The organism is Bradyrhizobium sp. A5 (assembly GCF_042076515.1).
GTDB classification, from domain to species: Bacteria; Pseudomonadota; Alphaproteobacteria; order Rhizobiales; family Xanthobacteraceae; genus Bradyrhizobium; species Bradyrhizobium cosmicum.
Map to the genome: position 1 here is coordinate 1,138,782 of NZ_CP148990.1, position 25,380 is coordinate 1,164,161.

General features: G+C 64.9%; 26 protein-coding genes. 15 read left to right on the forward strand and 11 right to left on the reverse strand.

All coding sequences use genetic code 11. The annotated features are described in order from the left end of the window. Positions 1 to 86: 86 nt before the first annotated feature. Both WHZ77_RS05315 and WHZ77_RS05320 read right to left on the reverse strand, forming a co-directional pair. On the reverse strand, positions 87 to 1,472 hold the full coding sequence (locus tag WHZ77_RS05315) for an ABC transporter substrate-binding protein (RefSeq protein WP_375312708.1): 1,386 nt from the start codon (positions 1,470 to 1,472) through the stop codon (positions 87 to 89). A gap of 206 nt (positions 1,473 to 1,678) precedes the next feature. Beyond that, positions 1,679 to 3,571, reverse strand: a complete 1,893-nt coding sequence (locus WHZ77_RS05320) for an AsmA family protein (protein ID WP_375314662.1) — start codon at positions 3,569 to 3,571, stop codon at positions 1,679 to 1,681. A 263-nt stretch (positions 3,572 to 3,834) separates the two neighbouring features. On the opposite strand from WHZ77_RS05320, the gene WHZ77_RS05325 reads away from it, so the two are divergent. The 6 genes from WHZ77_RS05325 to WHZ77_RS05350 all read left to right on the forward strand — a co-directional run bounded on the left by WHZ77_RS05325 (position 3,835) and on the right by WHZ77_RS05350 (position 7,669). Further along, entirely contained in the window at positions 3,835 to 4,572 is a 738-nt protein-coding gene (locus tag WHZ77_RS05325; protein WP_014439847.1) for a CoA transferase subunit A, read from the forward strand. Then, positions 4,572 to 5,222 carry a CoA transferase subunit B gene (locus tag WHZ77_RS05330; RefSeq protein WP_094976913.1) on the forward strand — a complete coding sequence of 217 codons (651 nt, stop codon included), beginning with the start codon at positions 4,572 to 4,574 and terminating at the stop codon, positions 5,220 to 5,222. The genes WHZ77_RS05325 and WHZ77_RS05330 overlap by 1 nt, the downstream gene beginning before the upstream one ends. A 22-nt stretch (positions 5,223 to 5,244) precedes the next feature. Next, positions 5,245 to 5,691, forward strand: coding sequence for a hypothetical protein (locus WHZ77_RS05335; protein WP_375312709.1), 447 nt, complete (start codon positions 5,245 to 5,247; stop codon positions 5,689 to 5,691). After that, positions 5,639 to 5,866 carry a hypothetical protein gene (locus WHZ77_RS05340; RefSeq protein ID WP_375312710.1) on the forward strand — a complete coding sequence of 76 codons (228 nt, stop codon included), beginning with the start codon at positions 5,639 to 5,641 and terminating at the stop codon, positions 5,864 to 5,866. The genes WHZ77_RS05335 and WHZ77_RS05340 overlap by 53 nt, the downstream gene beginning before the upstream one ends. A 182-nt stretch (positions 5,867 to 6,048) precedes the next feature. Then, entirely contained in the window at positions 6,049 to 7,005 is a 957-nt protein-coding gene (locus WHZ77_RS05345; RefSeq protein WP_375312711.1) for a GlxA family transcriptional regulator, read from the forward strand. A gap of 127 nt (positions 7,006 to 7,132) precedes the next feature. Further along, on the forward strand, positions 7,133 to 7,669 hold the full coding sequence (locus tag WHZ77_RS05350) for a 4-oxalocrotonate tautomerase family protein (protein ID WP_375312712.1): 537 nt from the start codon (positions 7,133 to 7,135) through the stop codon (positions 7,667 to 7,669). A gap of 6 nt (positions 7,670 to 7,675) precedes the next feature. Here the strand turns inward: WHZ77_RS05350 and WHZ77_RS05355 are convergent, their stop codons facing one another. The 3 genes from WHZ77_RS05355 to WHZ77_RS05365 form a co-directional block, all read right to left on the reverse strand. Beyond that, the gene (locus WHZ77_RS05355; protein WP_375312713.1) at positions 7,676 to 8,554 is read right to left on the reverse strand and encodes an SUMF1/EgtB/PvdO family nonheme iron enzyme; all 879 of its coding nucleotides are present in this window, start codon (positions 8,552 to 8,554) and stop codon (positions 7,676 to 7,678) included. A gap of 54 nt (positions 8,555 to 8,608) precedes the next feature. Then, on the reverse strand, positions 8,609 to 9,703 hold the full coding sequence (gene nirK, locus WHZ77_RS05360; protein WP_375312714.1) for a copper-containing nitrite reductase: 1,095 nt from the start codon (positions 9,701 to 9,703) through the stop codon (positions 8,609 to 8,611). A gap of 234 nt (positions 9,704 to 9,937) precedes the next feature. Then, positions 9,938 to 10,144: a hypothetical protein gene (locus WHZ77_RS05365; protein WP_375312715.1), complete on the reverse strand. Its 207-nt coding sequence runs from the start codon at positions 10,142 to 10,144 to the stop codon at positions 9,938 to 9,940. 160 nt (positions 10,145 to 10,304) lie between these two features. On the opposite strand from WHZ77_RS05365, the gene hemN reads away from it, so the two are divergent. After that, complete coding sequence (gene hemN / locus WHZ77_RS05370) at positions 10,305 to 11,657, forward strand: oxygen-independent coproporphyrinogen III oxidase (protein WP_375312716.1); 1,353 nt, start codon at positions 10,305 to 10,307, stop codon at positions 11,655 to 11,657. Positions 11,658 to 11,842: 185 nt separating this feature from the next. Further along, positions 11,843 to 12,040: a DUF1858 domain-containing protein gene (locus WHZ77_RS05375; protein WP_375312717.1), complete on the forward strand. Its 198-nt coding sequence runs from the start codon at positions 11,843 to 11,845 to the stop codon at positions 12,038 to 12,040. Between the two features lie 87 nt (positions 12,041 to 12,127). Here WHZ77_RS05375 and WHZ77_RS05380 read toward each other — a convergent pair whose 3' ends face one another. Further along, positions 12,128 to 12,838: a Crp/Fnr family transcriptional regulator gene (locus tag WHZ77_RS05380; RefSeq protein ID WP_375312718.1), complete on the reverse strand. Its 711-nt coding sequence runs from the start codon at positions 12,836 to 12,838 to the stop codon at positions 12,128 to 12,130. A gap of 129 nt (positions 12,839 to 12,967) precedes the next feature. On the opposite strand from WHZ77_RS05380, the gene WHZ77_RS05385 reads away from it, so the two are divergent. Further along, on the forward strand, positions 12,968 to 14,179 hold the full coding sequence (locus WHZ77_RS05385) for an NnrS family protein (protein WP_375312719.1): 1,212 nt from the start codon (positions 12,968 to 12,970) through the stop codon (positions 14,177 to 14,179). Positions 14,180 to 14,181: 2 nt separating this feature from the next. On the opposite strand, the gene WHZ77_RS05390 is transcribed toward WHZ77_RS05385, so the two are convergent. Continuing rightward, positions 14,182 to 15,219, reverse strand: a complete 1,038-nt coding sequence (locus tag WHZ77_RS05390) for an AraC family transcriptional regulator (protein ID WP_375312720.1) — start codon at positions 15,217 to 15,219, stop codon at positions 14,182 to 14,184. A gap of 206 nt (positions 15,220 to 15,425) precedes the next feature. Between WHZ77_RS05390 and WHZ77_RS05395 the strand changes: the two genes are divergently transcribed. Both WHZ77_RS05395 and WHZ77_RS05400 read left to right on the forward strand, forming a co-directional pair. Continuing rightward, positions 15,426 to 16,046: a response regulator transcription factor gene (locus WHZ77_RS05395; RefSeq protein ID WP_375312721.1), complete on the forward strand. Its 621-nt coding sequence runs from the start codon at positions 15,426 to 15,428 to the stop codon at positions 16,044 to 16,046. A 172-nt stretch (positions 16,047 to 16,218) separates the two neighbouring features. After that, on the forward strand, positions 16,219 to 17,889 hold the full coding sequence (locus tag WHZ77_RS05400; RefSeq protein ID WP_375312722.1) for a mucoidy inhibitor MuiA family protein: 1,671 nt from the start codon (positions 16,219 to 16,221) through the stop codon (positions 17,887 to 17,889). Positions 17,890 to 17,982: 93 nt separating this feature from the next. Here WHZ77_RS05400 and WHZ77_RS05405 read toward each other — a convergent pair whose 3' ends face one another. From WHZ77_RS05405 to WHZ77_RS05420, 4 genes are read right to left on the reverse strand one after another with little or no spacing between them, the layout of a single operon-like run. Continuing rightward, the gene (locus tag WHZ77_RS05405) at positions 17,983 to 18,792 is read right to left on the reverse strand and encodes a heme ABC transporter ATP-binding protein (RefSeq protein ID WP_375312723.1); all 810 of its coding nucleotides are present in this window, start codon (positions 18,790 to 18,792) and stop codon (positions 17,983 to 17,985) included. Then, entirely contained in the window at positions 18,789 to 19,844 is a 1,056-nt protein-coding gene (locus WHZ77_RS05410; RefSeq protein WP_375312724.1) for a FecCD family ABC transporter permease, read from the reverse strand. The genes WHZ77_RS05405 and WHZ77_RS05410 overlap by 4 nt, the downstream gene beginning before the upstream one ends. Next, positions 19,841 to 20,794, reverse strand: coding sequence for a hemin ABC transporter substrate-binding protein (locus tag WHZ77_RS05415; RefSeq protein ID WP_375312725.1), 954 nt, complete (start codon positions 20,792 to 20,794; stop codon positions 19,841 to 19,843). The genes WHZ77_RS05410 and WHZ77_RS05415 overlap by 4 nt, the downstream gene beginning before the upstream one ends. 6 nt (positions 20,795 to 20,800) lie before the next feature. Then, positions 20,801 to 21,007, reverse strand: a complete 207-nt coding sequence (locus WHZ77_RS05420) for a hemin uptake protein HemP (protein ID WP_375314663.1) — start codon at positions 21,005 to 21,007, stop codon at positions 20,801 to 20,803. Between the two features lie 262 nt (positions 21,008 to 21,269). On the opposite strand from WHZ77_RS05420, the gene WHZ77_RS05425 reads away from it, so the two are divergent. The 4 genes from WHZ77_RS05425 to exbB all read left to right on the forward strand — a co-directional run bounded on the left by WHZ77_RS05425 (position 21,270) and on the right by exbB (position 25,378). Then, positions 21,270 to 23,618: a TonB-dependent hemoglobin/transferrin/lactoferrin family receptor gene (locus tag WHZ77_RS05425; protein ID WP_375312726.1), complete on the forward strand. Its 2,349-nt coding sequence runs from the start codon at positions 21,270 to 21,272 to the stop codon at positions 23,616 to 23,618. A gap of 99 nt (positions 23,619 to 23,717) precedes the next feature. Continuing rightward, a complete protein-coding gene (locus tag WHZ77_RS05430) occupies positions 23,718 to 24,050 on the forward strand; it encodes an antibiotic biosynthesis monooxygenase family protein (RefSeq protein WP_375312727.1) in 333 nt (110 codons plus the stop codon). 20 nt (positions 24,051 to 24,070) lie between these two features. Beyond that, complete coding sequence (gene hutX / locus WHZ77_RS05435) at positions 24,071 to 24,574, forward strand: heme utilization cystosolic carrier protein HutX (RefSeq protein ID WP_375312728.1); 504 nt, start codon at positions 24,071 to 24,073, stop codon at positions 24,572 to 24,574. A 27-nt stretch (positions 24,575 to 24,601) separates the two neighbouring features. After that, positions 24,602 to 25,378 carry a tonB-system energizer ExbB gene (gene exbB / locus WHZ77_RS05440; RefSeq protein ID WP_375312729.1) on the forward strand — a complete coding sequence of 259 codons (777 nt, stop codon included), beginning with the start codon at positions 24,602 to 24,604 and terminating at the stop codon, positions 25,376 to 25,378. Positions 25,379 to 25,380 lie beyond the last annotated feature (2 nt).

Here is a 25,380-nt window from a genome sequence, read left to right on the forward strand (position 1 = left end):
CTTTGAAAGAATTGCCGGCCGCACGAGGCGGCCGGTGTTAGCGTTTCGCCTCTCCTCGCGCTAGCGAGGAGAGGGAGAGACAGAACTTAACCTGCAACCTGCTTGATGCGGGCGATCAGCTCGTCGACGGCCTTGTCGACCGGGACCTTCTCGCTGACGACCCGGTTCATCGCCTTGGCCCAGACGTTCTCGTTGTTGAGGATCGTGAACTTCCAGTTCTTGGTGAAGTCGAACGCCGCGGTGCCGCCGGTGAACTGGGCGTAGACCGCCTTGCGGTGCTTGTCGGCCTGCCAGAACGGGCTGGCCTGGCTTTCCTTCGTCACCGGGAACCAGCGGCCGAGCGCGCCCTCGATGTAGGGACGAACGTTTTCTTCCTGAAGCAGGAAGCTGATGAACTGCTTGGCCTCGGCCTTGTTCTTGGCCGCGGTGAAGACCAGCCCGGTCTTGACGTCGGAGCGATAACGGATGGTCGAGCCATCCGGCGCCTTCGGGAAGGACGCCGTGACGATGTCCTGCTCATAGGCCTTCTTGCCGGCCTCGCGCTGCTCGGGCGTGAGTGCCTGGTTCTGCGAGTCCTCGTACCACTTCGCCGCGATCGAGATCGTGAAGTTGTGGGTCATCACGATCGTCTTGTTGTGGAAGGCGACGTTGTTGTCCGGATCCTTCCAGGTCGTGGAGGAGGGCGGCGTGCAGCCCTTGATGTAGGTGTCGGTGTAATCCTTCAGCGCGTGAATCAGGCCGTCGCGCACCTTGGGATCGTCGACCAGCAGCTTGCCGTCGTCGTCGACGAGCTTGACGTGGTAGGCGTCCATGAAGGTATAGAACGACTGGAACGCGTCGGTGGATTCCACGCCCATCGGCTGCCCGACAGCATAGATGCGCTGGCCGGTGGCCTTACGGATCCCCGGCTGGACCTTGTCGCACCAGAACGTCCAGTAGCCCGCCCAGTCGGTTGGGATGTCGGCGAGCTTGAAGCCGGCCTTCTCCAGCATGTCGTTCCAGATCTGGACGTGCATGCTCTGCTGCTTCAGCGGGAAGCCGTAATAGGCCTTCTTCTTTGTGACGTCATTATAGAGGATCGAGGCGTCGAGCGTGTTCTGCACGAACCGGCCCTTGATCGGCTCCATGACATCCGAGAGGTCCTCAAGCTTGCCCTCATAGGCCCACTTGCCCTGCGCCTGCACGTCATAGGAATCGGAATAGGCCACATCGGGCACGGTGCCGGCATCGAGCGCGGCGACCGTCTTCGGAATCATGTCCTGGATCGCGTACTGCGACAATTCGACCTTGATGCCGGTCTTGGCTTCGAACTTCTTGATCGTCTCGAGCAGTGCGTCGTCTTCGGAGCGGTAGAAGCCCTTGCCCCACCAGACCGTAATCGTCTTCTGCTGCGCAAATGCGGGTGCAGCGGCTGCGAACAGCCCGGCCGCAGCGACCGCCAGTGATACTGCGCCAATAACCTTGGATTTCACGATTTTCTCCCTCAAGCCGCCGGTGTTTTGACCGGTCGGGAAAAACACTAGCGCAGGATGGTAGCGCAATCAACGCATCTTGTCGGACCTGGGTCGTGGGGTGCCGGGTCCCGGGAGATGCTTAATGTGCGCATCGATCCAATCGCCGCATCAATTCGCCCGAATCAATTCGCAGCTGATCGGGCAGCGCCGGACGATCGCCGTCCTCAGTTGGACTTCGCGTTCTCTTTGGCGTTGTCCGCCGTCGGCGATCCATCCTGCGCGGGGCGCTTTCCGCCGCCGGTGATGCGCTGCTTCAGAAGGTCGAGGAAGGGCGTGGCCGCGGGCGACTGGCGGATCAGGGCTTCGGGGTCGGGGAAGATCAGGGGATCGTCCCAAGGACCCTGCACCATGAAGGGCAATTGGAAGCCGGATGTGGTATTGAGGCTTGCCACGCCCTTCATGTCGTATTCGCGCGTCGGCACGGAGGCGGTGCCGGTCAGCGTGATCTTCGCAGCCGGCCCTTCGATGCGGATGTCCTCGGCGGTCGCGACCCCGTCGGAGAATTTCACCGCGATGGTGAGGCTGTCGTAAGGGGTGGAGCCGTTGCGGAAGTTGCCGCCGCCCGACAGCGGCCGCCGCTCCAGCCGCTTCAGGAGTTGCTCGGCATTGAAGCCCGATATCGCGCCGTCATGTCCGGTCACGGTGGCGGTGCCATCGAGCGACTGCACGAGGCCGAACGGGCTCGAGCCGGAGGCGAGAAGCGAGACGTTGATGTTGCCGCGACCGGACAGCTTGCTGAGGCCGAACAGTTCGGAAGCGCAGGCCTGCAGATCGACGTCGATGAACTGGAATTGCGCCTTGACGTCGGCGACGGTGTCGGAGCGCGCGATGCCGAACGAGCCCTTGGCGATGCCGCCATAGACCTGGGCTTCGCCGACCGAGAGCGCCAGCGTGCCGTTGCGCAAATTGGCGCCGATCGCGGTGCGGCCGAGTTTCGTGGGCCCGACCGTCAGCTTGGCTGCCGACAGGCGCATGTCGAGGTCGGTGGTCGACAATCCGTTGAGATCGAACAGCTGCCTGTTCCAGTCTCGCGCGCCGCTGGCGAGCAGGCGGAAGGTGGAGATGTAGGGCGTGAAATCGAGCGCGTCGGCGGCAAGCGTCGCCTGCAGCGTCTGCCGGCCATTATTGGCGTAGGTCATCACGCCTTCTGCCGTGTTGCCGTCGAGCTCGACATTGACGTTGGTGAGCGCGATCGAGGGGCCTACGACATTGGCGCGTGCCTTCAGCGCGAAGCGGCCGAAGCCGCCGCTGCCGGGCTGCGGCTGGCCGGTCCAGCGCAGCGCGTTGCGCAAGGACGGGCTGTCGATCGTGACCGTGCCTTCCATCATCGGGCTGGTGCGGTTGGCGACGCTGCCGTCGAAGGCGAGCTTGAGCGGGGCGCTGGCGATCCGCGCCTTCAGGCCGGAGCGGTCGCCGGAGAGGGCGGCGACGAAATCGGAGAAGCTGATCGAGCCGTCGACGCGCTCGCCGCGCCAGTCGAACTGTCCGGTCGCGGCGAAGGAGCGCGAGATCGAGGGCCAGGCCAGCGACAGGTCGATGTCATCGAACTTCTCGGTGGCGTGGGTGGCGGCGTCCTCGTAGTTGAGCACGCCGTCCTGGATCCTGATCTCGGAGAACGACACCTGGTTGTCGGCGCCGGGCTTCATGGTGCGCGCGATGGTCTGGATGAACGGCGTCCAGTTGCTCTCGCCGTCCGGCTTCAGGCTGACATGGATGCGCGGCCGCAGCAGCGTGAGGTCGGCGATCTCGAACCGTTGCAGCAGCAGCGGCAGCAGCCGCAGGTTTGCGGTGAGCACGTCGACATGGAGCGCGGGGTCGCCGGTGCCGCCGCCTTTCAGGCCGACGTCATGAAAAGAAATGTAGCTCGCCGGCAGCACCGAGATGTCGATCGCGCCGGCAACATTGAGCTCGAGCCCGGTGACCTCGCGGATCTGTGCTTCCACCGCCTTGCGCAATGCGTCGCGGTTGATGAGCCAGGAGGTCGCGATCAGGGCGATCAGCGCGACGCCGAGCAGCGCCGCGATCGGCGTCCCGAGGCGCTTCATTCCTTGGGCCATGGTCAATGGCATGTCCTGATCGGGTTGGTTGTTGGAGCCAGAAGGGCGGGCCGGGAAAACTGTGTGCCCACGCCCAACCCCCGCAACTTGATGGGTTTTCTTGTCGCTTTCAAGGCCACGGACGGTTCTGCCCACGGCATGGGCAGCTTCTAGCACCGGCTCGCGGACCGGAGAACCCGTATCATTGACGGCTTTGGAGGATTTCGCCTAATAATCGCCGCCAATAAGGCGCGACGCCCGAAGGTTCAGTCGAGGTTTTTTGCATGAACAAGGTCTATCCCGACGCCAAGTCGGCTCTTGAGGGCGTTCTCAAGGACAACATGATGATCATGTCGGGAGGCTTCGGCCTCTGCGGCATCGCCGAGGAACTGTCGGACGCGATCCGCGAGTCGGGCGTCAAGGGGCTGACCGTGGTCTCCAACAATGCCGGTGTCGACGGCATCGGGCTCAGCCGCCTGCTGGAAACCCGCCAGATCAAGAAGATGATCTCGTCCTATGTCGGCGAGAACAAGCTGTTCGCGCAGCAATTCCTCGCCGGCGAGCTGGAGCTCGAATTCAATCCGCAGGGCACGCTGGCCGAGCGCATCCGCGCCGGCGGCGCCGGCATTCCCGCCTTCTACACCAAGACCGGCGTCGGCACGCTGATCGCCGAAGGTAAGGAAGTGAAAGAGTTCGACGGCGAGAAATATCTGATGGAGCGCGGCCTGTTCGCCGACCTCGCCATCGTACACGCCTGGAAGGGCGACACCGCCGGCAACCTCATCTACCGCAAGACCGCGCGCAACTTTAACCCGATGATGGCGACCGCCGCCAAGGTCACGGTGGCCGAGGTCGAGCATCTGGTTCCGGCCGGTGAACTCAATCCCGACCACATCCACACGCCCGGCATCTTCGTGAAGCGCATCATCGAGGTCGGTACGGCCAAGAAGCGCATCGAATTCCGCAACACCCGCCCGCGTCAGGATCGCGCGCCCGCAGCCGGAACAGGAGTTGAAATCTGATGGCCTGGACCCGTGAACAGATGGCTGCGCGCGCCGCGAAGGAACTGCGTGACGGCTACTACGTCAATCTCGGCATCGGCATCCCGACGCTGGTCTCGAACTACATCCCCGACGGGGTGGATGTCAGCCTGCAGAGCGAGAACGGCATGCTCGGCATGGGCCCGTTCCCCTATGAAGGGGAAGAAGACGCCGACCTCATCAATGCCGGCAAGCAGACCGTGAGCGAGCTGCCCTCGACCTCGTATTTCTCGAGCGCGGATTCCTTCGGCATGATCCGCGGCGGTCACATGGACCTGTCGATCCTCGGCGCCATGCAGGTCGCCCAGAACGGCGATCTCGCCAACTGGATGATCCCCGGCAAGATGGTCAAGGGCATGGGCGGCGCGATGGACCTCGTCGCCGGCGTCAAGCGCGTCGTCGTGGTGATGGAGCATTCGGCCAAGGACGGCTCCAAGCTGCTCAAGCAGTGCAACCTGCCGCTGACCGGCGAGCGGGTGGTCGACATGGTCGTCACGGATCTCGCCGTCTTCACCATCGACAAGCACGGCGACGGCGGCATGGCTCTGATCGAACTCGCCGACGGCGTCTCGCTCGACGAGGTCAAGGCCAAGACCGAAGCCGAATTCCGCGTCGCGCTGAAGAACACGTAAGGTCTTCGCAACGGGGGCGCGCATGACGATACGGTCTGCGCGTCCCGAAGACGCCGGTTTCATTGCCAAAACCATACTGCGATCGATGCGCGGTTACGGGCCGCGCGGCTGGTTCGACGTCCCGCTCGGCTGGCCTGAAGCGGAATGCCTCGATTTCATTGCGCGCATCGCTGTCGCACGCGCGGTGTCGATGTGGCACGTCTCGCAGTTCTGGATCGCAGAGATCGAAGGTGAGTCAGGCGCGGCGCTCTGCGCCGTGCCTGCGGCCGGCACCGGTCCCGCGGCCTGGTGCGCAATCGAGGAGGTCGCAGCCGCGATCGGACTCGCTGCGCCGGAGCTCGACGCCATCCGCCGACGCGGCACCTACACGCGCGCCTGCTGGGCTCAGGGCGGCGAGGGCGACTGGACGATCGAGCATGTCGCGACCGATCCCGCCTCTCGTGCAGGCACTGCTCGCGCACGCGCTTGATCAGGGGCGGGCGGCCGGATTCAAGCGGGCGACGATATCGTTCCTGATCGGCAACGGGCCCGCCGAGCGCGCCTATGCCAAGGCCGGTTTTGTCTCTGCGGAAGAGAAGCGCGATCCCGCCTTCGAGACGATCATTGGCGCGCCCGGCTTTCGCATGTTCGCGCGGCCGATTTAGTCCGATCGGACGCGCCTTCGCATTCGCGCGACGTGTCGCGCCCGGGCGGCGGGGCGCAGGCGGCTTGCCGACGCAAGGACCCCGGTGGCAGTATTGCCTCGTCGAGCGCAAAATCGGACATCGCCATGCCGCTGATCAGAATCTGGGTCTATGATGGGATTCTCGCCTCCAGCGTCGCCGGCATGGCCGACGTCTTCACGGCGGCAAACTGGATCGCCGCCGGCCGACAGAAGCCGCGAAAGTCGCCGCCGTTGCAATGGCGCATTGAATCGCTCGACGGCGGGGGCATTCATACGGCCTCCGGCCAGCTCATCAATGTGGATGGGCCGATCAGCGCGCGTGCGTCGTCCGATGCCGTCATCGTGCCGGGCCCGTTTGTCCCCGACGTCGAGCGCTTCCTGGAACGAAAGGACCTGGTGACGCCGCTGATTGCCGCCTTGCGTCGGCAGCATCAGCGCGGCGTGCTGCTAGCGTCGTATTGCACCGGAAGTTTCCTGCTGGCCGAGGCGGGTCTGCTCGACGGCTCCGTGGCCACGACGCATTGGGCGAGAGGCAAGACGTTCGAGCGGCGCTATCCCGGTGTCGACCTCCGGATCAACGACATCATCACCGAGCAGGAGAACATCATCTGTAGCGGCGCTGTGACGAGCGCCCTCAATCTGGCTCTGCGGATCGTCCAGAAGCTCGTTGGCGCGGAGGTCGCCGCGGAAACCGGCAAGCTGATGCTGATCGACGGCAACCGGGTGGCGCAATCCTCCTATGCGAGCATTCAAAACGAGCCGCACTCCGATCCGCTGGTCTTGCGCGCCCAGCGCTGGATGGAAAAGTCGCTCCAGCGCGGCTTCAATCTTGGCGAACTCGCGCGCCAGTTGGCCGTCAGCGAGCGCACGCTCAACCGGCGTTTCAAACAGACCACGGGCAAGGCGCCGCTGCACTATCTGCAGAGCCTGCGGATCGATGTTGCCAAGCGGCTTCTGGAAACGAAAGATCTGACGATGGACGCCGTCAGCCGGCGCGTCGGCTACGGCGATCTTTCGACGTTCCGCCGCCTGTTCAAGCGCGAAACCGGTCTATCGCCGCGTGAGTACCAGCGCCGGTTTTCACGCCACCATCGGCAACGTAGGGCCATCGCAGCCTGAACGGTGTCCGAAATGCCCTTGAAAATGGCGAAACTGCCACTGCCGCCCGTTGGGCATCGAGATCTAGAACCGTTCATGCGCGTCGCCGCTCATGGATGTCGCGCGGCGAACGGAAGGAGGCTCAACCATGCCCATGATCGATCTGACCATTCCCGAAGGGGCCTTGAAGCCCGAGGCGGAAGCCCGGCTGGTGAAGGAACTCGGCGACATCCTGATCGGACACGAGGGGTTCGATCCGGCGAGCCAAGTGGCGCAAGGCGTCACGGTGGTTTTCTTGCACCGGCCCGCGGCCGTCTTTGTGGCGGGCGCGCGGTCGTGGAAGCCGCGCTACCGGATCGTGCCCTCTGTTCCCGAAGGCCAGTACACAGATGCGTCGCGCAAGGCGCTGGTGAAAGATGTCACAGACGCCGTTGTTCGTGCGGAAGGCGGCAGCTTCGACGAAGTGGCGCCGCGCGTCTGGGTGTTTCCAACCGAGGTCGAAGACGGCACATGGGGGAGCCGGGACGGCATTCGCCGGACAGCGGACATCCACGCCTTCATCGCCGGGGAGCACGAACGCAAGGTCGGCGAGGAACGTCTTGCCGGGAGTCGCCGGGTCAGGGCCGTGGCTCTGCTGGAAGCCATGCTCGATGCGAAGCGGAACGGACCGCCGTCAGCCGACTGAACCTCGTCACGACCTCGCCGCCCACACCTTGCTCAACCGCGCCGATACGCTCGCGACCCATGATGGTTCTTCCCGCACCAGGCGGAAGCCGAGATTGGCGGGCGGTACGCCCTGCGCGCAGCCGCCGGCGCGGGCGTCGCGGATGAAGTCGGTGACATAAGCGCGGTGTGCGCCCTCGGCGACACGCACGCCGCAATTCACGGTCGGGCGGCCGGCATTGCCGGCTTCGTCGATCCGCGAGCGCACGAAGCAGGTCGAGGTCCATTCCCAGACATTGCCGGCGAGATCTTCGATGCCGTGCTCGTTGGGGCCGAACTTGCCGAACGGATAGGCCGTGGTGTCGGAGAGGTCGAGCTCGGATTCACGCTCATAGCGGCTGAGCCAACGCTTCGAGGGATCGTCCGCGTCCACCGGCGCGCCGTCGTCCTTGAACCTCGAGCCCGCAGCAAAGGCCCATTCCGCGTCGCTGGGCAGGCGGTAGTGATGGCCGGTCTTGCGCGACAGCCAGCCCGCATAGGCTTCGGCATCGTGCCAGCTGACCTGCACAACGGGCCGATCGAGCGCGATCGCGACGCCGCGATCGAGCGCGCGGCAGGCGCCGTCCTGCACACAAAGCTGGTAATCGGCGGAGGAGACTTGCTCGCGCATGATGTGAAGGGGTTTCGTGAACCGCATCGCGCGCAGCGGCACTTCCGCCTGCTGCCCGGCGCGCGTGAAATCGCCGGCCTCGCGATAGGACAGGTTGCCCGGCGCCACTCTGACGATGGCAGGCTCGGTCGCCGTGCCGTGCACGGCGATGTCCGTGACCAGCGGTGCGACGGCGATCGGCCCCGCGAGTCCGGCGGCGCAAGCCAACGCCAGTTTCAGCTTGAATGCGATCAGCATGATCGTCCCCCGAAGAAAGAAGGGGCCGGCGAGATGACCGGCCCCTTGTCGAGTCTAGTTGGTCGAGGCCGGTATCTCCGCAGGCGCCTTCACTTGCATCATCAGATCGTCGTTCCACTTGCCTTCGACCTTGAAGTGCGCGGTGGCGCCGAGGTCGGCAGCCTCGATCAGGTTGTGCGTGACATAGGCGTAGATGCCCGGCTGCAGGAACTTGTACAGCGCAGCTCCGGCCGAGCCGCCGCGGATGAACCAGGTCTCGAGCCCGGTCTCAGGCGCGTTGGAGAATTTTCCGGTCTCCCAGACATAGTCGCCATGGCCGCCGATCAGATGCGGACGGCTGTCGCGATTGGCCTGCGAGTGCACGATCAGCACGTTCTCGCCGACATTGGCGGTCAGTGCGTTCTTGCCGGTGAGCGCGCCGACCTTGCCGTTGAACACGACGTGGGAGGGGATCAGCTTCTTCATCACCTCTTCGGTCTCGGTGAAGGCCTCGCCCGGCGAGTCGTAGGACTTGAAATTACCCTTCTCGTCGCGCGGCACGTACATGTCCTGCTCGCCGATATAGTAGACCTTGTCGTATTTCAGCGCGTGGCCCTTGCCGTCGTTGAGTCCGTCGCGCGGCAGCACCATCACGGCGCCGTTCATGCCGGAGACGACGTGCCAGGGGATCATCGGGCCGCCCGGCGCACAGTGATAGACGAACACACCGGTCCGCGTTGCCTTCCAGCGCAGTACGACCTGCTCGCCGGGATTGATCAGGGTGAGCGCACCGCCGCCAAGCGCGCCGGTCGCGGCGTGGAAGTCGATGTTGTGCGGCATGGTGTTGGTCGCGGGATTGACCAGCGTCGTTTCGACGTAGTCGCCCTCATGCACGACCATCAGCGGGCCCGGCATCGAGCCGTTGAAGGTCATGGCCTGGAAGGTGGTGCCCTTCTCGTCGATGACGACCTTTTTCTCCTCGATCGTGAGCTTGAACTCCATGATCTTGGGGCCCTGCTTGGTCGCCTGCTCGTGCGCATGCACGAACGGCGGAGCGACCAGTTCGACCTTCTGACGCGGCAGCTTGAGATCGTCGGCGGCGAAAGCGGGTGTCGCCAGCATCAGGGCGGTCGCGGCGGCGCTGATTAATGCGGCTCTGCGGGTGAACATCGGAAGCGTCCTTCATCTGAAAGGGTTTTGATCACAGATGCAGTGTGCGCCGATCCCGGCAGGAGTGTTTGCGCTGCGACAAGCTTTTGCCGGATTCGCTTCCGGTAAGATACTTAAGACGTTTGCCGAAGGTCGCATCGACGATGCGAATACACGACGGCCCCATCGCGCGACGTCGCCCACGCCATCGGCAAATCGTTCGCAAGTTCAGTTGGAAGTGGATGGATGCGTCGATTAGAGCAGCTGGATTGCAATCCAGACCATCCCCCAGACCGCGAGTGACAGTGCGGCAAAGACGGCAGCCGTGATCGCCAGAACGCGGACGATGGAGCTGACGCCGATCGCGGGCGCGGCGGGGACGGGACGAAATTCGTCGAAGCGGGGGATATGGCCGCGCACGCCGGTGAGCCAGAGAACGAGATCGAGCGCAAGCGACGCCATGGCCTATCTCCAGAGGAGCACTGATTAAACGCCACTATGGCTCCAATCCGGCGCTCAGACTTTGAGCAAGCGCAAGGTCGTCCGTCCGGGAATGGGTAATTTAGTGTCATCCGGGACCTGCCGCGTTATTGCGCGACGTTCATTTACGAATGGGTAAGACATGAGGACTGATCTCGCAGCGAGCTACGGTGAAGAGAGATTGCCGCGCTACACGAGCTATCCGACCGCGCCGCACTTTTCACCGGCGATTGGCGCCGACGCCTACGCCGGGTGGCTGTCCGAGCTTCCCTCGGGCGCCAGCGCCTCGCTCTATCTGCATGTGCCGTTCTGCCGCGAGATGTGCTGGTACTGCGGCTGCCACACCCAGATCGTTCGGCGCGACGAGCTCATCGCCGCCTATCAGCGGACGCTTCGCAGCGAGATCGCGCAGGTCGCGGAAGCCATCGGCCGCCGCATCAAGGTCGAGCACATTCATTTCGGCGGCGGTACGCCGACGATCATGGCGCCGGACGCGTTTGCCGAATTGATGGCGGCGATGCGCCACGCGTTCTTCGTGCTGCCGTCCGCCGAGATCGCGGTCGAGATCGATCCGCGCACCCTGACCGCCGAGATGGTCGAGGCCATGCGGTTCTCCGGCGTCAACCGCGCGAGCCTCGGGGTGCAGAGTTTCGATCCCGTCGTGCAGCGCGCGATCAACCGCGTGCAGAGTTTCGAGCAGACCGCTTCCGTCGTCGACATGCTCCGATGCGCCGGCATCAACGGGATCAACTTCGACCTGATCTACGGGCTGCCGCACCAGACCGTCGCTTCGTGCCTGGATACCGTGCGGCGTTCGCTCGAACTCGCGCCCGACCGCTTCTCGGTGTTCGGCTATGCGCATGTTCCTGATTTCAAGAAGCACCAACGCATGATCAATGACAATTTTCTGCCTGACGGTCTGGCGCGGCACGATCAGGCTTGCGCGATCGCCAACGCGCTGAAGGAGGCCGGTTACGTGCAGATCGGACTCGACCATTTCGCCCGTCCCCACGACGCCATGGCCGTGGCGTTCAAGGAGGGCACGCTGCGGCGCAATTTCCAAGGTTACACCACGGATCAGGGCGAGGTCCTGCTCGGCTTCGGCGCCAGCGCGATCGGGCATCTGCCGCAGGGCTATGTCCAGAACCAGGTGCAGATCGGCGCCTATGCGCAAAGCATCGCCAATGGCCATCTGGCCACCGCGAAAGGCTATGGGCTCACCGACGACGACCGTCTGCGCGCCGACATCATCGAGCGCATCATGTGCGAGTTCAGCGCCGATCTCGGCGACATCTGCGCGCGTCATGGCGCGGAGGCCGGGGCGATGCTGCGATCGGCCTCGCGCCTGAAGCCGCTGATCTCGGACGGCGTCGTCAGGCTCGACGGCGACCGGCTCGCGGTCGCGAGCGACTCGCGCTTCTTGGTCCGCAGCGTCGCCGCCGCGTTCGATGCGCATCTCGATCCGGGCAAGCAGTTGCACAGCAGAGCGGTTTGAACTTGCTCTCTCCGTCATTCCGGGCTCGCGCCCTCCAAGTCGGCTATTGCCGATTTGGATCTTGAAGTTTCCGAACTCGGGTAAACCCGAGTGCGGGTGGGCGCCCCGGAATGACGATGTAGCTTGCGCTCCAACAAAGAAATGGCCGCCCGCTTCGCTATCGTCAGATCGGAACGGAGTTGCCCATGTCCTTCGGATCCGACGATCTGGTCGATGACATCATGCGTACGGCGCCGCACACGATCCGCGTGTTTCTCGCCTTCAGGATGGCCTGTGTCGGTTGTCCCATCGCGACCTTCCACACCGTGGAAGACGCCTGCCGCGAACATGGCATCGATCGCGAAAAATTTCTCGCCGCGCTGTGCGAATGCGTGCCGGCGTGAGGCAGGCTGGAGTTCGCACGGGACGCGCGCGGATTCCCGGGTGAGGGCGAGCTTTCGCCGTAAGCGGAAGCTCCCTCACCCCTATCTTCAGGCTGCGCCGCTGTCCTGGTTGCGTTCGGCCAGCACGACGATCTTGTGCGGATCGCGCAGGATGATGCGCTGGCGGCCGCTCTCGACGAGACCCTGCTGTTCCCAGCCGCTCAGGATGCGGCTGACGGTGTGCAGCGTGGTGCCGGTCATCTGCGCGATGTCCTGGCGGCTGATCGGGAAGTCGATTTCGATGCCGTGGTCGAGCTTCTTGCCGGACTGCTTGGCGAGGCGCAGCAGCGCATGCGCGACGCGCTGCTCGACCTGCTGGGTCGACATTTCCAGGATGCGGGTGTGGCTCTCCTGCAGCCGTGTGCCGACGGTCTGGAGTGTGTTGGCGGCAAGCGCCGGAAATCGCTCGATCAGTCGTGGCCACGCCGAGGTCGGCCAGACCAGCACCACGCTGTCGTCCACCGCCATCGCCGTCGCCGGGTAGTGTGCGGCGCCGATCGCCATCGCCAGTCCGAACGTCTCGCCGGGCGCGACATAGCGCACCACGATCTGCTCGCCGGTCGGCGTGGTCTTGGCCGCGCGGACATGGCCGTGCAGCAGCAGGAAGAAGGATTGCGCGTCCGCGCCCTGTTCGAAAATGGCGGTGTTCTTGGGGTAGCGCGCCGAGCGGGCCTCGCGCAGGATCTCGTCGAGATCGTCCGGTTTGACGCCTCCAAACAGCGGCAAATGCGCAACCAGCGATGTGTCGACCTTGGCCATTCTGCCTCCTTGGCGCTCGGGAGTGTGATGACACCTGCAATCGTCCCGGTATTTGCGATAGCGCAAAACGGAACGGCGGGGAGGCAGTATTTTTCCAGTTAACGGTCTGAATTCACAGGAGTTGCTTCTATGGCTGGCGCTCGACCCCGCAAATTTGAGGGCTGGCCGCTGTTTGCGAACAGCTTTAGGCCCTTTTTCCTGCTCGCAGCGATCCAGGCAGGGCTGTCCATCCTGGCCTGGTTGCCAATGTTCTATGGTGAATTGTCGGTGGCATCCGCTTTCGCGCCGCGCGACTGGCACGTCCACGAAATGCTCTTTGGCTTCCTGCCGGCGGTGATCACGGGATTCCTGTTCACGGCGATCCCGAACTGGACCGGACGGTTGCCGATCCAGGGGACGTCGCTGGGTGCGTTGCTGATGGTGTGGCTCGCCGGTCGCCTCGCGGTGACGTTGTCCGCGGATATTGGCTGGGCGTTCGCGCTTGCCGTCGACGCCGCGTTCCTGGCGCTGGTCGTCGCCGCCGCCGCGCGCGAGATCATCGCGGGCGGCAATTGGCGCAATTTGCCCGTGGTGGTGCTCGTGCTGCTGCTGCTCGCCGGCAATGTTGCCTTTCATCTCGAGGCGCATTTCGAAGGCGCGGCCGATGTCAGCATCCGTGTCGGCATCGGCGTGGTGGTGCTGATGATCTCGCTGATCGGCGGCCGCATCATCCCGAGCTTCACCCGCAACTGGCTGGTCAAGTTCAATCCCGGCCGCCTGCCGGTGCCGTTCGGGCGTTTCGACGGTGTGGTGATTGGATGCAGCGCGCTCGCGCTCGTTGCGTGGATCGTGGCGCCATTGAATGTGGTCACCGGCGTGGTGATGGCCCTGGTCGGGGTGCTGCATCTGGTGCGGCTCGCGCGCTGGGCCGGTGATCGCACCACGCGGGAACGCCTGCTGCTGATCCTGCATGTCGGCTATGTCTTCATGCCGCTCGGTTTCATCCTGCATGCCCTGGCTGCCTTCGGTGTGCTGCCGCCGAGTGCCGGCATCCATGCCTGGATGGCGGGCGCGGCCGGAACCATGACGCTCGCGGTGATGACGCGCGCGAGCCTCGGCCACACCGGACAGGCCTTGACGGCCTCGCCCGCGACGCAAGGAATCTACGCCGCGATCATCATCGCGGCGCTGGCGCGGGTCGCTGCCGTGGTGTTGCCGGCGCACAGCGATGTGCTGCTGCACGTCGCCGCCTGCGGCTGGGTCGTCGCGTTCCTCGGCTTTGCGATCGCATTCGGCCCGCTCCTCGCCGGCAGCCGCCGGCGCGCACTTGCCATCATGGGCGTGCCCGCCCCGGCGCGCTGAGGTTAAGCCGCGGTCGCGGAGGGGATGCCGGCCGGCTTTGCCAGCGGTCGCACGCCCTTGCGCCATGCGGTGATGGTGCAGCCGAACCGGCTGCGGAACCAGCGGGCCATCGCGCTCTGCGCGGAGAAGCCGAGCTGCACGGCAATGTCAGCCAGCGGCCGGCCGGGATCGTCGATCAACTCGACCACGAGGTCGGCGCGCTGCGCGTCGAGGATGTCCGAGAAGCTGGTGCCGGCTTCGGCGAGATGACGGTGGATGGTGCGGCGGGTGCAGGCCAGGTGCTCGGCGACGCGCTCGACCGTGCAGTCGCCGCTTGCGAGCAGTCGGCGCACGACCTCGTCGACCTTCTCTTCCCAGCTTGCGGGCCGGTTCTCGATCGCCTCGATGCGCTTGCGCAGATAGCTCGCGATCAGCGGATGCGCGCTCGGAATCCGGCGCTCCATGTCATGCGCCGACAGCAGGATCGCATCGTCATCGGCATTGAAGGCGACGTGGCAGCCGAAAAAGTCGCGGTAGCGTTTGCGGTCGTGTGGCGGCGGATAATGCAGATGGACCTCCAGCGGCCGCCAATCGCTGCCGAACAGCGACTGGATGATGCGGTGGATGCTGCCCAGCGCCATGTCGATCGACTGGCGCGGCGCGCTCGGCTGCCGGCCGCGCAGATGCAGCGTGACGGTCACGGTCTGCTTGTTGCGGGTGATGTCGAGCTTCATGCCGTCGTGATGGACATGGATGAAGCGCGAGAACGCCTCGATCGCTTCGCCAACCGTGGCCTGCTCGCGCACGATCAGTCCGACCGCGCCGAAATTGGTCAACCCGCCGCGCTCGGCGAGCCGCAAGCCGAAATCTTCGGCACCGGACGCCTCTGCCGACAGCTCCAGCAGGCGACGCAGGCTAGTCACGGCAATGGGCGTATCAGGCTTGTCGAGACAGGCCAGCGGCAACCTGACCTTGCGCATCATCTGTTTGGGGTCGAGCCCGACCGACCGGGCGACATCCGGGTAGTAGCTCAAGCCTGCGCTGCGAATGAGGTCGGTCATGCGACCCGTTCCTGCCAGCCGTTTCCGCAGATGTCCCGAAATGTAAAGTTTCTGTCCCGATCCGTCAAATCCCGGAACAGGACAAAACATACATAAGAGAAAGCGAAGCACTTGGCGCGAATGCCGTGCTCCATGACGGCGCAGCAGGGCGGTGGGCCCCGCGGTCGTCTCTTACCATTTGACCAAGACATTATTGGATCGGGATTATGCCGGGGAACATGCTTTCCAAGGGCGAGGTATTCGTCATCGACACCGACGCCGCCTCCCGCGAACAACTGTCCACGGCGCTCCAGCAGGGCGCCTATGACGTGATCTGCTTCGCCGACGGTGCTTCGCTGTTGTCGGAAGCCAGGACACGGATGCCGGCGTGCGTGCTGCTGGAAATGCCGCCCGATCGCTCCGCGCTCGACGTGCTCAAGCGGCTGCGTGAAGAAAACTGCATGGCGCCGGTGCTGGTGACCTCGGCGAATGGCAGCATCGCCATGGCCGTCGACGCGATCAAGAGCGGCGCCGCAGACTTCATCGAGAAGCCGTTCCGCACCCACGACGTCGTGGATCGGATCGATGCCGCAATCGACGAATCCGCGCAGCCCGGCTCCAGCCGGCAGCGCTGGTTGCCCGGTTGCGAGCCGCTGACCGCGCGCGAAGGCGGTGTGCTCGAGCACCTCGCCGCAGGCCTCACCAACAAGGAGATTGCCCGGCGCATGCATCTGAGCGCACGGACGGTCGAAGGTTACCGCGCCAGCATCCTGAAGAAGGCCGGCGCCAGGAATGTGACAGATCTGCTCCGCCGTATCTTCGGCCAAGGCGCGCCCACCCAGGCTTAAGAATTCCGCCGCGGGACGATAACACGTTCCGCGGCCTTGCTGTCGCCGCGGCGGCGCCCCACGGAAACCCTATTCGAACCAGTTCCTTCCTTGCCGCGTCCAACCATGTTGGCGAGGCATTTGATCGCGCGCGTCCGGCTGACGGCGCGGGATGACCTGCAGGAGGAATTTTATGCGCATCACCGCAAGATGTCTTGCGACGACGAGCCTGGTTCTGGTGAGCATGGCGACGGGGTCGCCCTCATGGGCCGCCGACGTGGACACTAGTTCGGCCATCGACGCCGTCACGGTCTATCCGGATGGCGCCACCGTCACCCGCGTCATCGCGCTGGACCTCGCCTCCGGCGACAATACGCTGGTCGCCAGGGATTTTCCGTTGTCGCTCGATCCGTCCTCCCTCCGGGTCGAGGGCGAGGCGGGCGCCAGGCTCACCATCGGCACGATCGACGCGCGGCCGCCGCGCGCGGCGCCGCCCGTCAACCTGCCCGAACTCGACAAGCGCATCGAAGCGCTGAGAGACCAGCGCGCCGACCTGCAAGGCACGATCGACTCGGCCAATGCGCGGCGCAAATTCGCCCAGCACTTTGCCGAAGCCTCCCCCGCCGGTCTCGGCGACAAGGGCGAGGCGCGACCGATCACCGAATGGCGCGCGGCCTTTGCCGCGGTGGCCGAGGAAATCGCGACCGCCGACACCGCGATCCGCGACGCCGCGCGAAAGCAGCGAGAGATCGATCGGCAGCTCGCGCAGCTTGAAGCCGAGCGCTCGGCCAAGCCGTCGGGCAAGCTCGAGGTGCGGATCGACGTCGCGGCGGCGGCTGCCACGAAGGCGACCCTGCGGGTGACCTATGCGGTGCGCAACGCCCGCTGGCTGCCGCTCTATGACGCCCGGCTCGACACTGGCGCCAAGGACCGCAAGCCGCAGCTCGAGCTCATCCGCCGCGCTGAGGTCACGCAGTCGACCGGGGAGGACTGGTCGAACGTCGCACTCGGCGTCTCCACCGTCCGTATTCGTCGCGGCGGCAGCGCGCCGGAGCTGAACTCGCTGGTGGCGCAATATCCACAACCGCCAAGGCCAATGGCGCTCGGTGCGGCTTCGGAGTTGGCGCAGCCTGCGCCGAGGACGCGTCAGGCACAATCGCCTGCGATGGCCAAAGTCGCGGACGCGCTCGAGCGCGTCGACGAGCAGCAGGCAGTTGCGGAGATCGGCGACTTCCAGGCCACCTATAAAATCCCCGGTCGTGTCAGCCTTGGCGCCGCCGACGGCGCCAAGAGCCTGCGTATCAATTCGATGAACGTGCCCGCCGATCTTGCGGTGCGCGCCGCGCCGGTGATGGACCCCACCGCCTTCCTCGAAGCCAGCTTCAAGCAGACGGATGAGGCCGCGCTGCTGCCGGGCAAGGTCGCGATCTACCGCGACGGCGTCTTCGTCGGCCGCGGCAAACTCTCGGGCTCGGCCAAGGACGACATCGTCCGCCTCGGCTTCGGCGCCGACGACAAGATCAAGATCGAACGCGCCGTGCTCAAGCGCAACGAAGGCTCGGCCGGCCTTCTCGTCACGACGTCGAAGACCGACGAGCGCTCGTTCAAGACCACAATCCGCAACGGTCACGACTTCGCGATCAAGGTCGCGATCGAGGATCAGCTACCAGTCAGCGAGAACGAGGACATCGTCGTCGAGATGCTGCCCGCGACCACGACGCCCACCGCAAGCAACATCCGCGACAAGCGCGGCGTACTGGAATGGTCGTTCGACGCCAAGCCCGGCGAGATCAGGGACATCAACTTCGCCTGGCGCATCCGCTGGCCGAAGGACAAGAGCATGGTGATCGTGCCGGCGGGCTAGGATTGCCAGCCACGAACGCAGGTACACTCCCTCCCCCGCAAGCGGGGAGGGAGTGCAGCTTCTCTGCGGAAGCAATGAGACCTCAGATGCGAGTTAAGTCCTCGCCGTAGGCGGTGCCGCCCGCATCGACTGCGGCAGTACATACGGCACGCCGTCGTCGGCCTGATGGACGACGGCGTCGATCTCGAAAATGTCACGGATGGTCTTGCTGGTGACGACGTCCGCACGCGGACCGTCGGCGGCGAGCCTGCCTCCGTTCAGCACGACAAGCCGGCCGGCGAAGCGAATCGCGAGATTGAGGTCGTGCAGGATCGCGATCACGGCGGTGCCGCCGGCCGCGCGGCGGCGAGCGGCCTCGACGAGGTCGATCTGGTGGCGCAGATCGAGGCTCGAGGTCGGCTCGTCCAGCAGCAGCAGTCCCGGCCCGTGCTCGGCCTCGCCGCAGGCGAGCTGCACCAGCACGCGGGCGAAATGAGTGCGCTGCTGCTCGCCGCCGGACAGCGTCGGCAATTGCCGTTCGCGAAAATGCTCCAGGCCCACCTCATGCAGCGCGGCGTCAACGAGCCCGCCCGCCTCACGCAGGCTGCGATCGCCCGCGCCCATCAGCACGATCTCCTCGACGGTGAACGGGAAGCTGATATTGATGTGCTGGGACAGCATCGCGCGACGCGCCGCGAGCTCGCGCGGCTTGAAGCTGCCGATATCGCGTTGCTTCAGCCGTACCTCGCCCGCGTTCGGGCGGAGATCGCCGGAGAGCAGCCGCAGCAGCGTCGACTTGCCGGCGCCGTTCGGGCCGATGATGGCGACCATCTCGCCGACCCCCACATTCAGGCCGACGCCGTCGAGCAGCGTCGCGCGTCCGGCGCGCTTGCTCAAGTTTCGTGCCTCGATCACAGCGCTCATAGCGAGGCGAGCCCGCGCTGCCGCAGCAGGATGCCGAGGAAGACCGGGGCGCCGACCGCGGCGGTCAAGATGCCGATCGGGATCTCGGCCGGCGCGACGATGGTGCGCGCCAGCGTGTCGGCGCCGACCATGAGGGTGGCGCCTGATAGCACCGAGGCCGGCAGCAGCAGCCGATGGGTGGGGCCGATGACGAGGCGCAACAGATGCGGCACGACGATGCCGACGAAGCCGATCACGCCGCTGATCGACACCGCGACGCCGGTCATGGCGGAGACCATGACGATCGAGATGCGCTTGAGACGTTCGACGTCGACGCCGCCGTGAAAGGCGTCGGCTTCGCCGAGCACCAGCAAGTCAAGGCCTCGCGCAATGTACGCGCAGGCGCCAAGCCCGATGACGAGAACCGGTGCAAGCACGGCCGCCTTGGTCCATGTCGCACCGCTCATCGAGCCCAGCATCCAGAACGTGATGTCGCGAAGCTGGCGGTCGTCGGCGATGAACACCAGCAAACCGATGCCGGCATTGGCGATGGCGGTGATGGCGACGCCGGCCAGCAGGAAGATCGCGATCGAGGTTCGTCCCGCGCGGCTCGATATGCCGTACAGGATCGCGGTGGTGACCAATGATCCCGCGAAGGCCGCCAGCGGTAACAGCTCGGTCTGGAGAAAGCGGAAGGCCTCGCCGAAGCGCGAATCCGTAAAGACGATGGCGCTTGCAGCCGCAAGCGCGCCACCGCTGGAGACGCCGACCAGGGCGGGGTCGGCGAGCGGATTGCGGAACAGTCCCTGCATGATCGCACCGGCCGCGGCGAGCAGGCCGCCGACCATTGCGGTCGCCGCGATCCGGGGAATGCGGATCGACCACAGCACGAGCTGGTCGCGGGCCGTCATGGCATTCGCGGCGCCGTCCGGGACGAGGTCCAGCGCGGCGGGCAATCGGGAGAGGGGAATGCCGGCGGCGCCGACGGTCAGGGCAACGATCCCTGTGGCTGCGAGCGCCGCAAGCAGCACCGGAATTGCGATCGCCGCGGACCGTCGTTCTGCTCCGCTCATTGCCGGCAATTCGCCGCCGACAGGGCCGACGCGAACGTGCCGCCCTGACCGGCCAATGCCGGATAGAGCTTGACGGAGAGGTCGCGTGCCGCCGCGGCCGTCCGCGGCCCGAAGCCGAGCAGATAGAGTCCGTCCATCGTGATGAAACTCTTGCTGGCGGCGACCGGTGTCAGTGCAAAGCCGGGATGGGTGTAGACCGCATCGGCCTGCAGCGAGTCCTTGCCGCGTTCGATCGACAGCACGACATCGGGCCTGGCCGTCACGATCGCCTCGTCTCCGATATTCTTGTAGCCGTCGTAATCGTCGACCGCGTTGATGGCGCCGGCGAGCTGGATGATTTCGTCGGCCGCAGTCCGGTGACCGGCGACCATCGCCCGCCCGTTCAGAAGCGACATCACGAACATCACCCGAGCTGGTTTCGTGACCTTGGCGCGCAGCGCGCGGAGCTGCGCCAGATCGGCGTCGACCGCGGTCGCAAGGCACTCGGCACGGGCATCGACGCCCATGGCGTGGCCGACCAGCTTGATCTTTTCGATCAGGCCTTGCTCGGAGAAGGTCTCCGGCACCAGCACCAGCGGCACCTTCGCCGTCTCCAGAATGTCCATGGTCTCGCGCGGGCCCGCTCCCTGGATCGCCAGGATCAGCGTCGGGTTGAGGCCGAGCACGCCCTCGGCCGAGATCTGGCGCATGTAGCCGACATTGGGCTTGTCGTGCAGCGCCGCCGCCGGATAGAGGCTGGTGGTGTCGACGCCGACCAGCCTGCTTTCGAGCCCGAGCGCATAAAGGATCTCGGTGATGGCGCCGCCGATCGAGACCGTCCGCGCGGCGTCGGCAACAGTGACATCGCGATTGCGCGCGTCATGCACGGTGATGCCGGCAGCGTGCGCGGTGGAGGCGAGCGCGACCGTGCCCGATAACAGAAGGTTTGCGAGGGTGCGACAAAATGTCATTGCAGGTTACTTCGTCAGGATCAGCTTGTTCTGCGAGGTCAGGCGAAGGCGATAATTGTCTTCGCCATGCGCGATGATGATCTCGCGCTCCGCCGCAAACAGCTCGCGGCTGTCGATCCGGCTGCCCTGCATGGTGAGAGTTCGCGTTGTTGCAGAAGGGCTTTGTGTCGGCCCTGCTGCATCGTCGCTGCTGTCTCCTGATGTTGCTGACATGATGGGTGCGATGCGCTTTCGAAATTTCAGATGCTGCTTGTTTGTATAAGCGGCGGCAGGCGCATTCCAACGGCGACGATTTACAATCGATATAAACTGCAACCTCGCGACATTGACCGCCTGAGTGTTGCCACGTAACCAATTATGGCCGTGGACGGCTTGTCCGCGTGTCGAGAAAATCAGCCAGCCAGTCGTTCGCCTTGCGAACGCACGCCAGCCAACAGACTCCAAAAACTAGAGTGAAGTGCAGGCTGGGGCTGATATGGCTGACGGGGCTAGGTATTCGCGCGCGCTGATTTTGGGCGCGTCGGTGGTTTCAATCGCGGCAATGGCGGCGGAGAGCGGTCTCGCGCAGACCGCGTCGCCGCAGACGGAAAATGTGTCGTCGGAACGGCCGAAGCAGGCCAGGCGCAAGCCGGCCAAGCCGGAGGTCGCGCAGCAGGCGACGCCCGGCGTCTTGAATGCCCGTGCCCAGGCCAGCGCCACTGCACCCGTGCAAACGCTCGACACTATCACGGTCGCAGCAACCAAGACCAAGGAACGTGCAATCGACGCGCTCGCGCCCGTCAGCGCCGTGACGCTCGACCAGATCCAGGGGCTCCAGCCGAACCGGCTGTCGGACATTTTCTACGCCATTCCCGGCGTGTCGTTCCAGGAGCGCGGCGACGATCCCGCGACCGTCATCAACATCCGCGGCTTGCAGGAATTCGGGCGCGTTGCGGTGGTGGTCGATGGTGCGCGTCAGAACTATCAGCGCACCGGCCACAATGCGAGCGGCTCCTTCTTCCTCGACCCCGAACTGGTCGGCGGTGTGGATGTCGTGCGCGGCCCGACCGCCAATATCTACGGCTCCGGTGCGATCGGCGGTCTCGTCTCGTTCCGGACCAAGGACATCGAAGACGTGCTGCGGCCCGGCGAGCGCTGGGGCGTCGATCTCTCCGGCTCCTACGGCTCCAACAACAACCGCGGACTCGGCTCGGTATTCGCAGGCGTGCGCGCCACGCCCGACGTCGATCTCTTCGGCGGCGCGGTCTACCGCACGCAGGGAAACTACAAGGACGGCAACGGCACCGAGATCGGCAACACCGGCAACCAGGTCGAGAGCGGCCTGATGAAGCTCACGGTGCGTCCCGCGCTCGGTCACGAGGTCAAGTTCGGCGCCATCTTCCAGGACTATCAATACGATATCGGCCAGTTCAACAGAGGGCCGGTCGCGACAGCAGCCCAGCGCGCGCTCTATCAGGGCTCGTCGGTCTATGCGTCCGACGCCAAGAACTATACCGGCACGATCACCTGGAATTATTCGCTGCCCAGCGACAATTTGTTCGACTGGCACATGTCGGTCTACGGCAATCGCGTCGACAACGACCAGACCAAGACCTATCATTATTCGACGTCGGGCGCGGCTTTGTGCGGTACCGGCAATTTCGGCAACAACATCTCGGGCTGCGTCGGCGACAAGCGCGGCTATGTCCTCAATACCTACGGGATCGACGCCAACAACACCACGCGGTTCAACGTCGGTGATTGGCGCAATGCATTGACCGTGGGCTTCGACGCGTTCCAGGACGACGTGATCACGACCGACAGCCGCGGCAACTCGAACATTACCACGCCGAGCGGCATCCGAACCGTGTCGGGTGGCTTCCTGCAGTTGAAACAGAACTACAGCACCTGGTTCGAGGCGGTGAGCGCGATCCGCTACGACCGCTACGATCTGGAATCGGGCAAGACCAACGGCAGCGGCGACCGCTTCTCGCCGAAGATCACCCTCGGCGTAACGCCGGTTGCGGGCTTCCAGCCCTATGTCAGCTACGCCGAAGGCTATCGCGCTCCGTCGATCACCGAGACCGTGATCTCCGGCGCGCACGCAACCGGCGGCGGACCGGCCTTCTTCCCGTGTCCCGACGGAACTGTCGGTCTGTTCTGTTTCCTGCCCAACCCGAACCTTCGTCCCGAAGTCGGCAAGAACAAGGAAGTCGGCCTCAACCTGAAGTACGACAACATCTTCAGCGCCAACGACTCCTTCCGCGGCAAGATCAATCTGTTCCGAAACGACGTCTCCGACTACATCGACCTCGTCGCCTCGACGCCGGTTCCGACCGGGTTCGGCTCCTTCAGCCAGTACTACCAGTACCAGAACATCGCCCAGGCGCGCATTCAGGGCTTCGAGGCGGAGACGATGTACGATGCCGGCAACTGGTTCATCGGTGTCGCCGGCCACTACATCCAGGGCAAGAACGCCGCGACCAACATCGGGCTCGCGACCATCACGCCCCGTAAGGTCGTCACCACCGGTGGTGTCCGCCTGCTCGACCGCACGCTGATCCTGACGGCGCAATGGGCTTCGTTCGGTGCCAACAACGATGTGCCGGCCGGCTATCTGCCTGCTACCGGGTACGAGCTGGTCAATCTGTACCTGACCTACAACGCGACCAGGGACATCGTGTTCTCGGCCTCGATCGACAACCTCCTGAACCAGTACTACCGGCCCTACGCCATTCCCGGTGCTTCGACCGACGGCACCACGCAGAACGACGTGCTGTGGTCGAGCCCGGGACCAGGAAGGGTCTACAAGGCCGGCATGAAGATTCATTTTGGAGGTGCGTGAGCCGAGAGGCATCGCAACGCCAGCAATCTCCGCCGGACCGCGCTGATGCTCCAGCGCGGTTTCGGCGCGTTTTCGACTTGATCAGAAGGAGAGACTACTATGTTTATCGCCATGAACCGCTTCCAGGTGAAGAAGGGGGCGGAGATCGCGTTCGAAACCGTCTGGGCCACCCGCGAATCCTATCTCGGCAGCATGCCGGGCTTCGTCGAGTTTCATCTGTTGAAGGGCCCGGAGGCGGAGGACCACACGCTCTATTCTTCGCACACCAGTTGGGCCGACAAGGCGGCGTTTGAGGCCTGGACGCGCTCGGACCAGTTTCGCCGAGCCCATGCCCGCGCCGACAATCAGACCGGCGAGAGCCTTTATCTCGGTCACCCCAAATTCGAAGGCTTCGAGGTGATCCAGAGCGAGCGCAAGGCCGCGGCTGCCTGAGCAAAGACAGGGAGCCCGACATGCTGAGCACCGATCTCGCCGACCTCAAGGCGTACATGACCGACAATCCCGGCGCGGTAATCGAGGACGTTGCGCGCGAGCGCAAGGTCACCCCGCGCGTCGTGATCGAGGCGCTGCCGCCGTCGATGATGCGCATCGGCAGCGGCGAGCATTTCGCCGCCGCCATGCAGGACGTCGCGGAATGGGGCGAAGTCACCCTGATCGTCCACACGGACGACGCGATCTTCGAGTTCACCGGCTCGATTCCGGCGGGCGAGATCGGCCGCGGCTATTTCAACCTGATGCAACCGAAGGGCCTGCACGGCCATCTCCGCCACGAGCGCTGTGCAGGCGTCGCCTTCGTCGAGCGCCCGTTCATGGGCAAGAGTTCGGCCTTTGTCGCGTTCGTCAATGCCGACGGCGGCATCATGTTCAAGGTCTTTGTCGGCCGCGACGAGACCCGGGCGCTGCGTGGTGACCAGCTCGCGCGGTTCCGGCAGCTTGCGGACCGGATCGCGGCGTAGCGTCTTTCTGTCTGTCGGGAGATCAGGATGCAAAGCAATTTCGGGCTTCGGCAAATGATCGTGACAATCGCGCTGGCCTTCGCGCCGGCGCCGGCCTTCGCGATCGACGAAGCGCTGTTGCCGCGCAATCTGTCGCCGTGGGGCATGTTCATGGGCGCCGATATCGTCGTGAAGGCGGTGATGATCGGATTGGCTTGCGCCTCGCTGGCGACGTGGACCGTGTGGCTTGCCAAGACCATCGAGTTGCGCCGCAAGGGCGCGCGTGCCCTGCAGCGGACGCGCGCGCTCGAAGGCAAGATCAGGCTGACGGAGGCGGCCGGGCGGGTCGGCGACGCACACGACGCGGTCGCTCAGCTGATTCAGTCCTGCGCAAAGGAGGCCGGGCTGTCCGGCGGTGTCATCGATGACGGTCTCCAGGAGCGGGTTGCGCTCCGGCTGGAGCGGGTCGAGGCGGCAATGTCGCGGCAGATCGCGCGCGGCACCGGCGTGCTCGCGACCATCGGTGCCACCGCCCCGTTCGTTGGCCTGTTCGGAACGGTCTGGGGCATCATGAACGCCTTCATCGGCATCTCCGAGAGCCACACCACGAGCCTCGCCGTGGTCGCGCCCGGCATCGCCGAAGCGCTGCTCGCCACCGCGCTCGGACTCGTTGCCGCGATTCCGGCGGTGGTGATCTACAATCATCTGGTCCGCGGCATCGCCAATTACCGTGCACTGCTCGGCGATGCCTCGGCGCAGCTCATGCTGCTGGTCAGCCGCCAGCGTGACCACAGAGAGTTCCGCCTGGCGCGGGCGGCGGAGTAGGC

Excerpts from the sequence above, each read along its gene's own strand:
- exbB (WP_375312729.1), top strand. The coding sequence starts at position 24,602 with ATGCAAAGCAATTTCGGGCTTCGGCAAATGATCGTGACAATCGCGCTG.
- WHZ77_RS05365 (WP_375312715.1), bottom strand. The coding sequence starts at position 10,144 with ATGGCGTCGCTTGCGCTCGATCTCGTTCTCTGGCTCACCGGCGTGCGC.
- WHZ77_RS05345 (WP_375312711.1), top strand. The coding sequence starts at position 6,049 with ATGGCCGACGTCTTCACGGCGGCAAACTGGATCGCCGCCGGCCGACAG.
- WHZ77_RS05425 (WP_375312726.1), top strand. The coding sequence starts at position 21,270 with ATGGCTGACGGGGCTAGGTATTCGCGCGCGCTGATTTTGGGCGCGTCG.
- WHZ77_RS05325 (WP_014439847.1), top strand. The coding sequence starts at position 3,835 with ATGAACAAGGTCTATCCCGACGCCAAGTCGGCTCTTGAGGGCGTTCTC.
- WHZ77_RS05415 (WP_375312725.1), bottom strand. The coding sequence starts at position 20,794 with ATGACATTTTGTCGCACCCTCGCAAACCTTCTGTTATCGGGCACGGTC.
- WHZ77_RS05335 (WP_375312709.1), top strand. The coding sequence starts at position 5,245 with ATGACGATACGGTCTGCGCGTCCCGAAGACGCCGGTTTCATTGCCAAA.
- nirK (WP_375312714.1), bottom strand. The coding sequence starts at position 9,703 with ATGTTCACCCGCAGAGCCGCATTAATCAGCGCCGCCGCGACCGCCCTG.
- WHZ77_RS05375 (WP_375312717.1), top strand. The coding sequence starts at position 11,843 with ATGTCCTTCGGATCCGACGATCTGGTCGATGACATCATGCGTACGGCG.
- hemN (WP_375312716.1), top strand. The coding sequence starts at position 10,305 with ATGAGGACTGATCTCGCAGCGAGCTACGGTGAAGAGAGATTGCCGCGC.
- WHZ77_RS05405 (WP_375312723.1), bottom strand. The coding sequence starts at position 18,792 with ATGAGCGCTGTGATCGAGGCACGAAACTTGAGCAAGCGCGCCGGACGC.
- WHZ77_RS05380 (WP_375312718.1), bottom strand. The coding sequence starts at position 12,838 with ATGGCCAAGGTCGACACATCGCTGGTTGCGCATTTGCCGCTGTTTGGA.
- WHZ77_RS05420 (WP_375314663.1), bottom strand. The coding sequence starts at position 21,007 with ATGTCAGCAACATCAGGAGACAGCAGCGACGATGCAGCAGGGCCGACA.
- WHZ77_RS05390 (WP_375312720.1), bottom strand. The coding sequence starts at position 15,219 with ATGACCGACCTCATTCGCAGCGCAGGCTTGAGCTACTACCCGGATGTC.
- WHZ77_RS05350 (WP_375312712.1), top strand. The coding sequence starts at position 7,133 with ATGCCCATGATCGATCTGACCATTCCCGAAGGGGCCTTGAAGCCCGAG.
- WHZ77_RS05410 (WP_375312724.1), bottom strand. The coding sequence starts at position 19,844 with ATGAGCGGAGCAGAACGACGGTCCGCGGCGATCGCAATTCCGGTGCTG.
- WHZ77_RS05430 (WP_375312727.1), top strand. The coding sequence starts at position 23,718 with ATGTTTATCGCCATGAACCGCTTCCAGGTGAAGAAGGGGGCGGAGATC.
- WHZ77_RS05330 (WP_094976913.1), top strand. The coding sequence starts at position 4,572 with ATGGCCTGGACCCGTGAACAGATGGCTGCGCGCGCCGCGAAGGAACTG.
- WHZ77_RS05340 (WP_375312710.1), top strand. The coding sequence starts at position 5,639 with ATGTCGCGACCGATCCCGCCTCTCGTGCAGGCACTGCTCGCGCACGCG.
- hutX (WP_375312728.1), top strand. The coding sequence starts at position 24,071 with ATGCTGAGCACCGATCTCGCCGACCTCAAGGCGTACATGACCGACAAT.
- WHZ77_RS05395 (WP_375312721.1), top strand. The coding sequence starts at position 15,426 with ATGCCGGGGAACATGCTTTCCAAGGGCGAGGTATTCGTCATCGACACC.
- WHZ77_RS05400 (WP_375312722.1), top strand. The coding sequence starts at position 16,219 with ATGCGCATCACCGCAAGATGTCTTGCGACGACGAGCCTGGTTCTGGTG.
- WHZ77_RS05355 (WP_375312713.1), bottom strand. The coding sequence starts at position 8,554 with ATGCTGATCGCATTCAAGCTGAAACTGGCGTTGGCTTGCGCCGCCGGA.
- WHZ77_RS05385 (WP_375312719.1), top strand. The coding sequence starts at position 12,968 with ATGGCTGGCGCTCGACCCCGCAAATTTGAGGGCTGGCCGCTGTTTGCG.
- WHZ77_RS05320 (WP_375314662.1), bottom strand. The coding sequence starts at position 3,571 with ATGGCCCAAGGAATGAAGCGCCTCGGGACGCCGATCGCGGCGCTGCTC.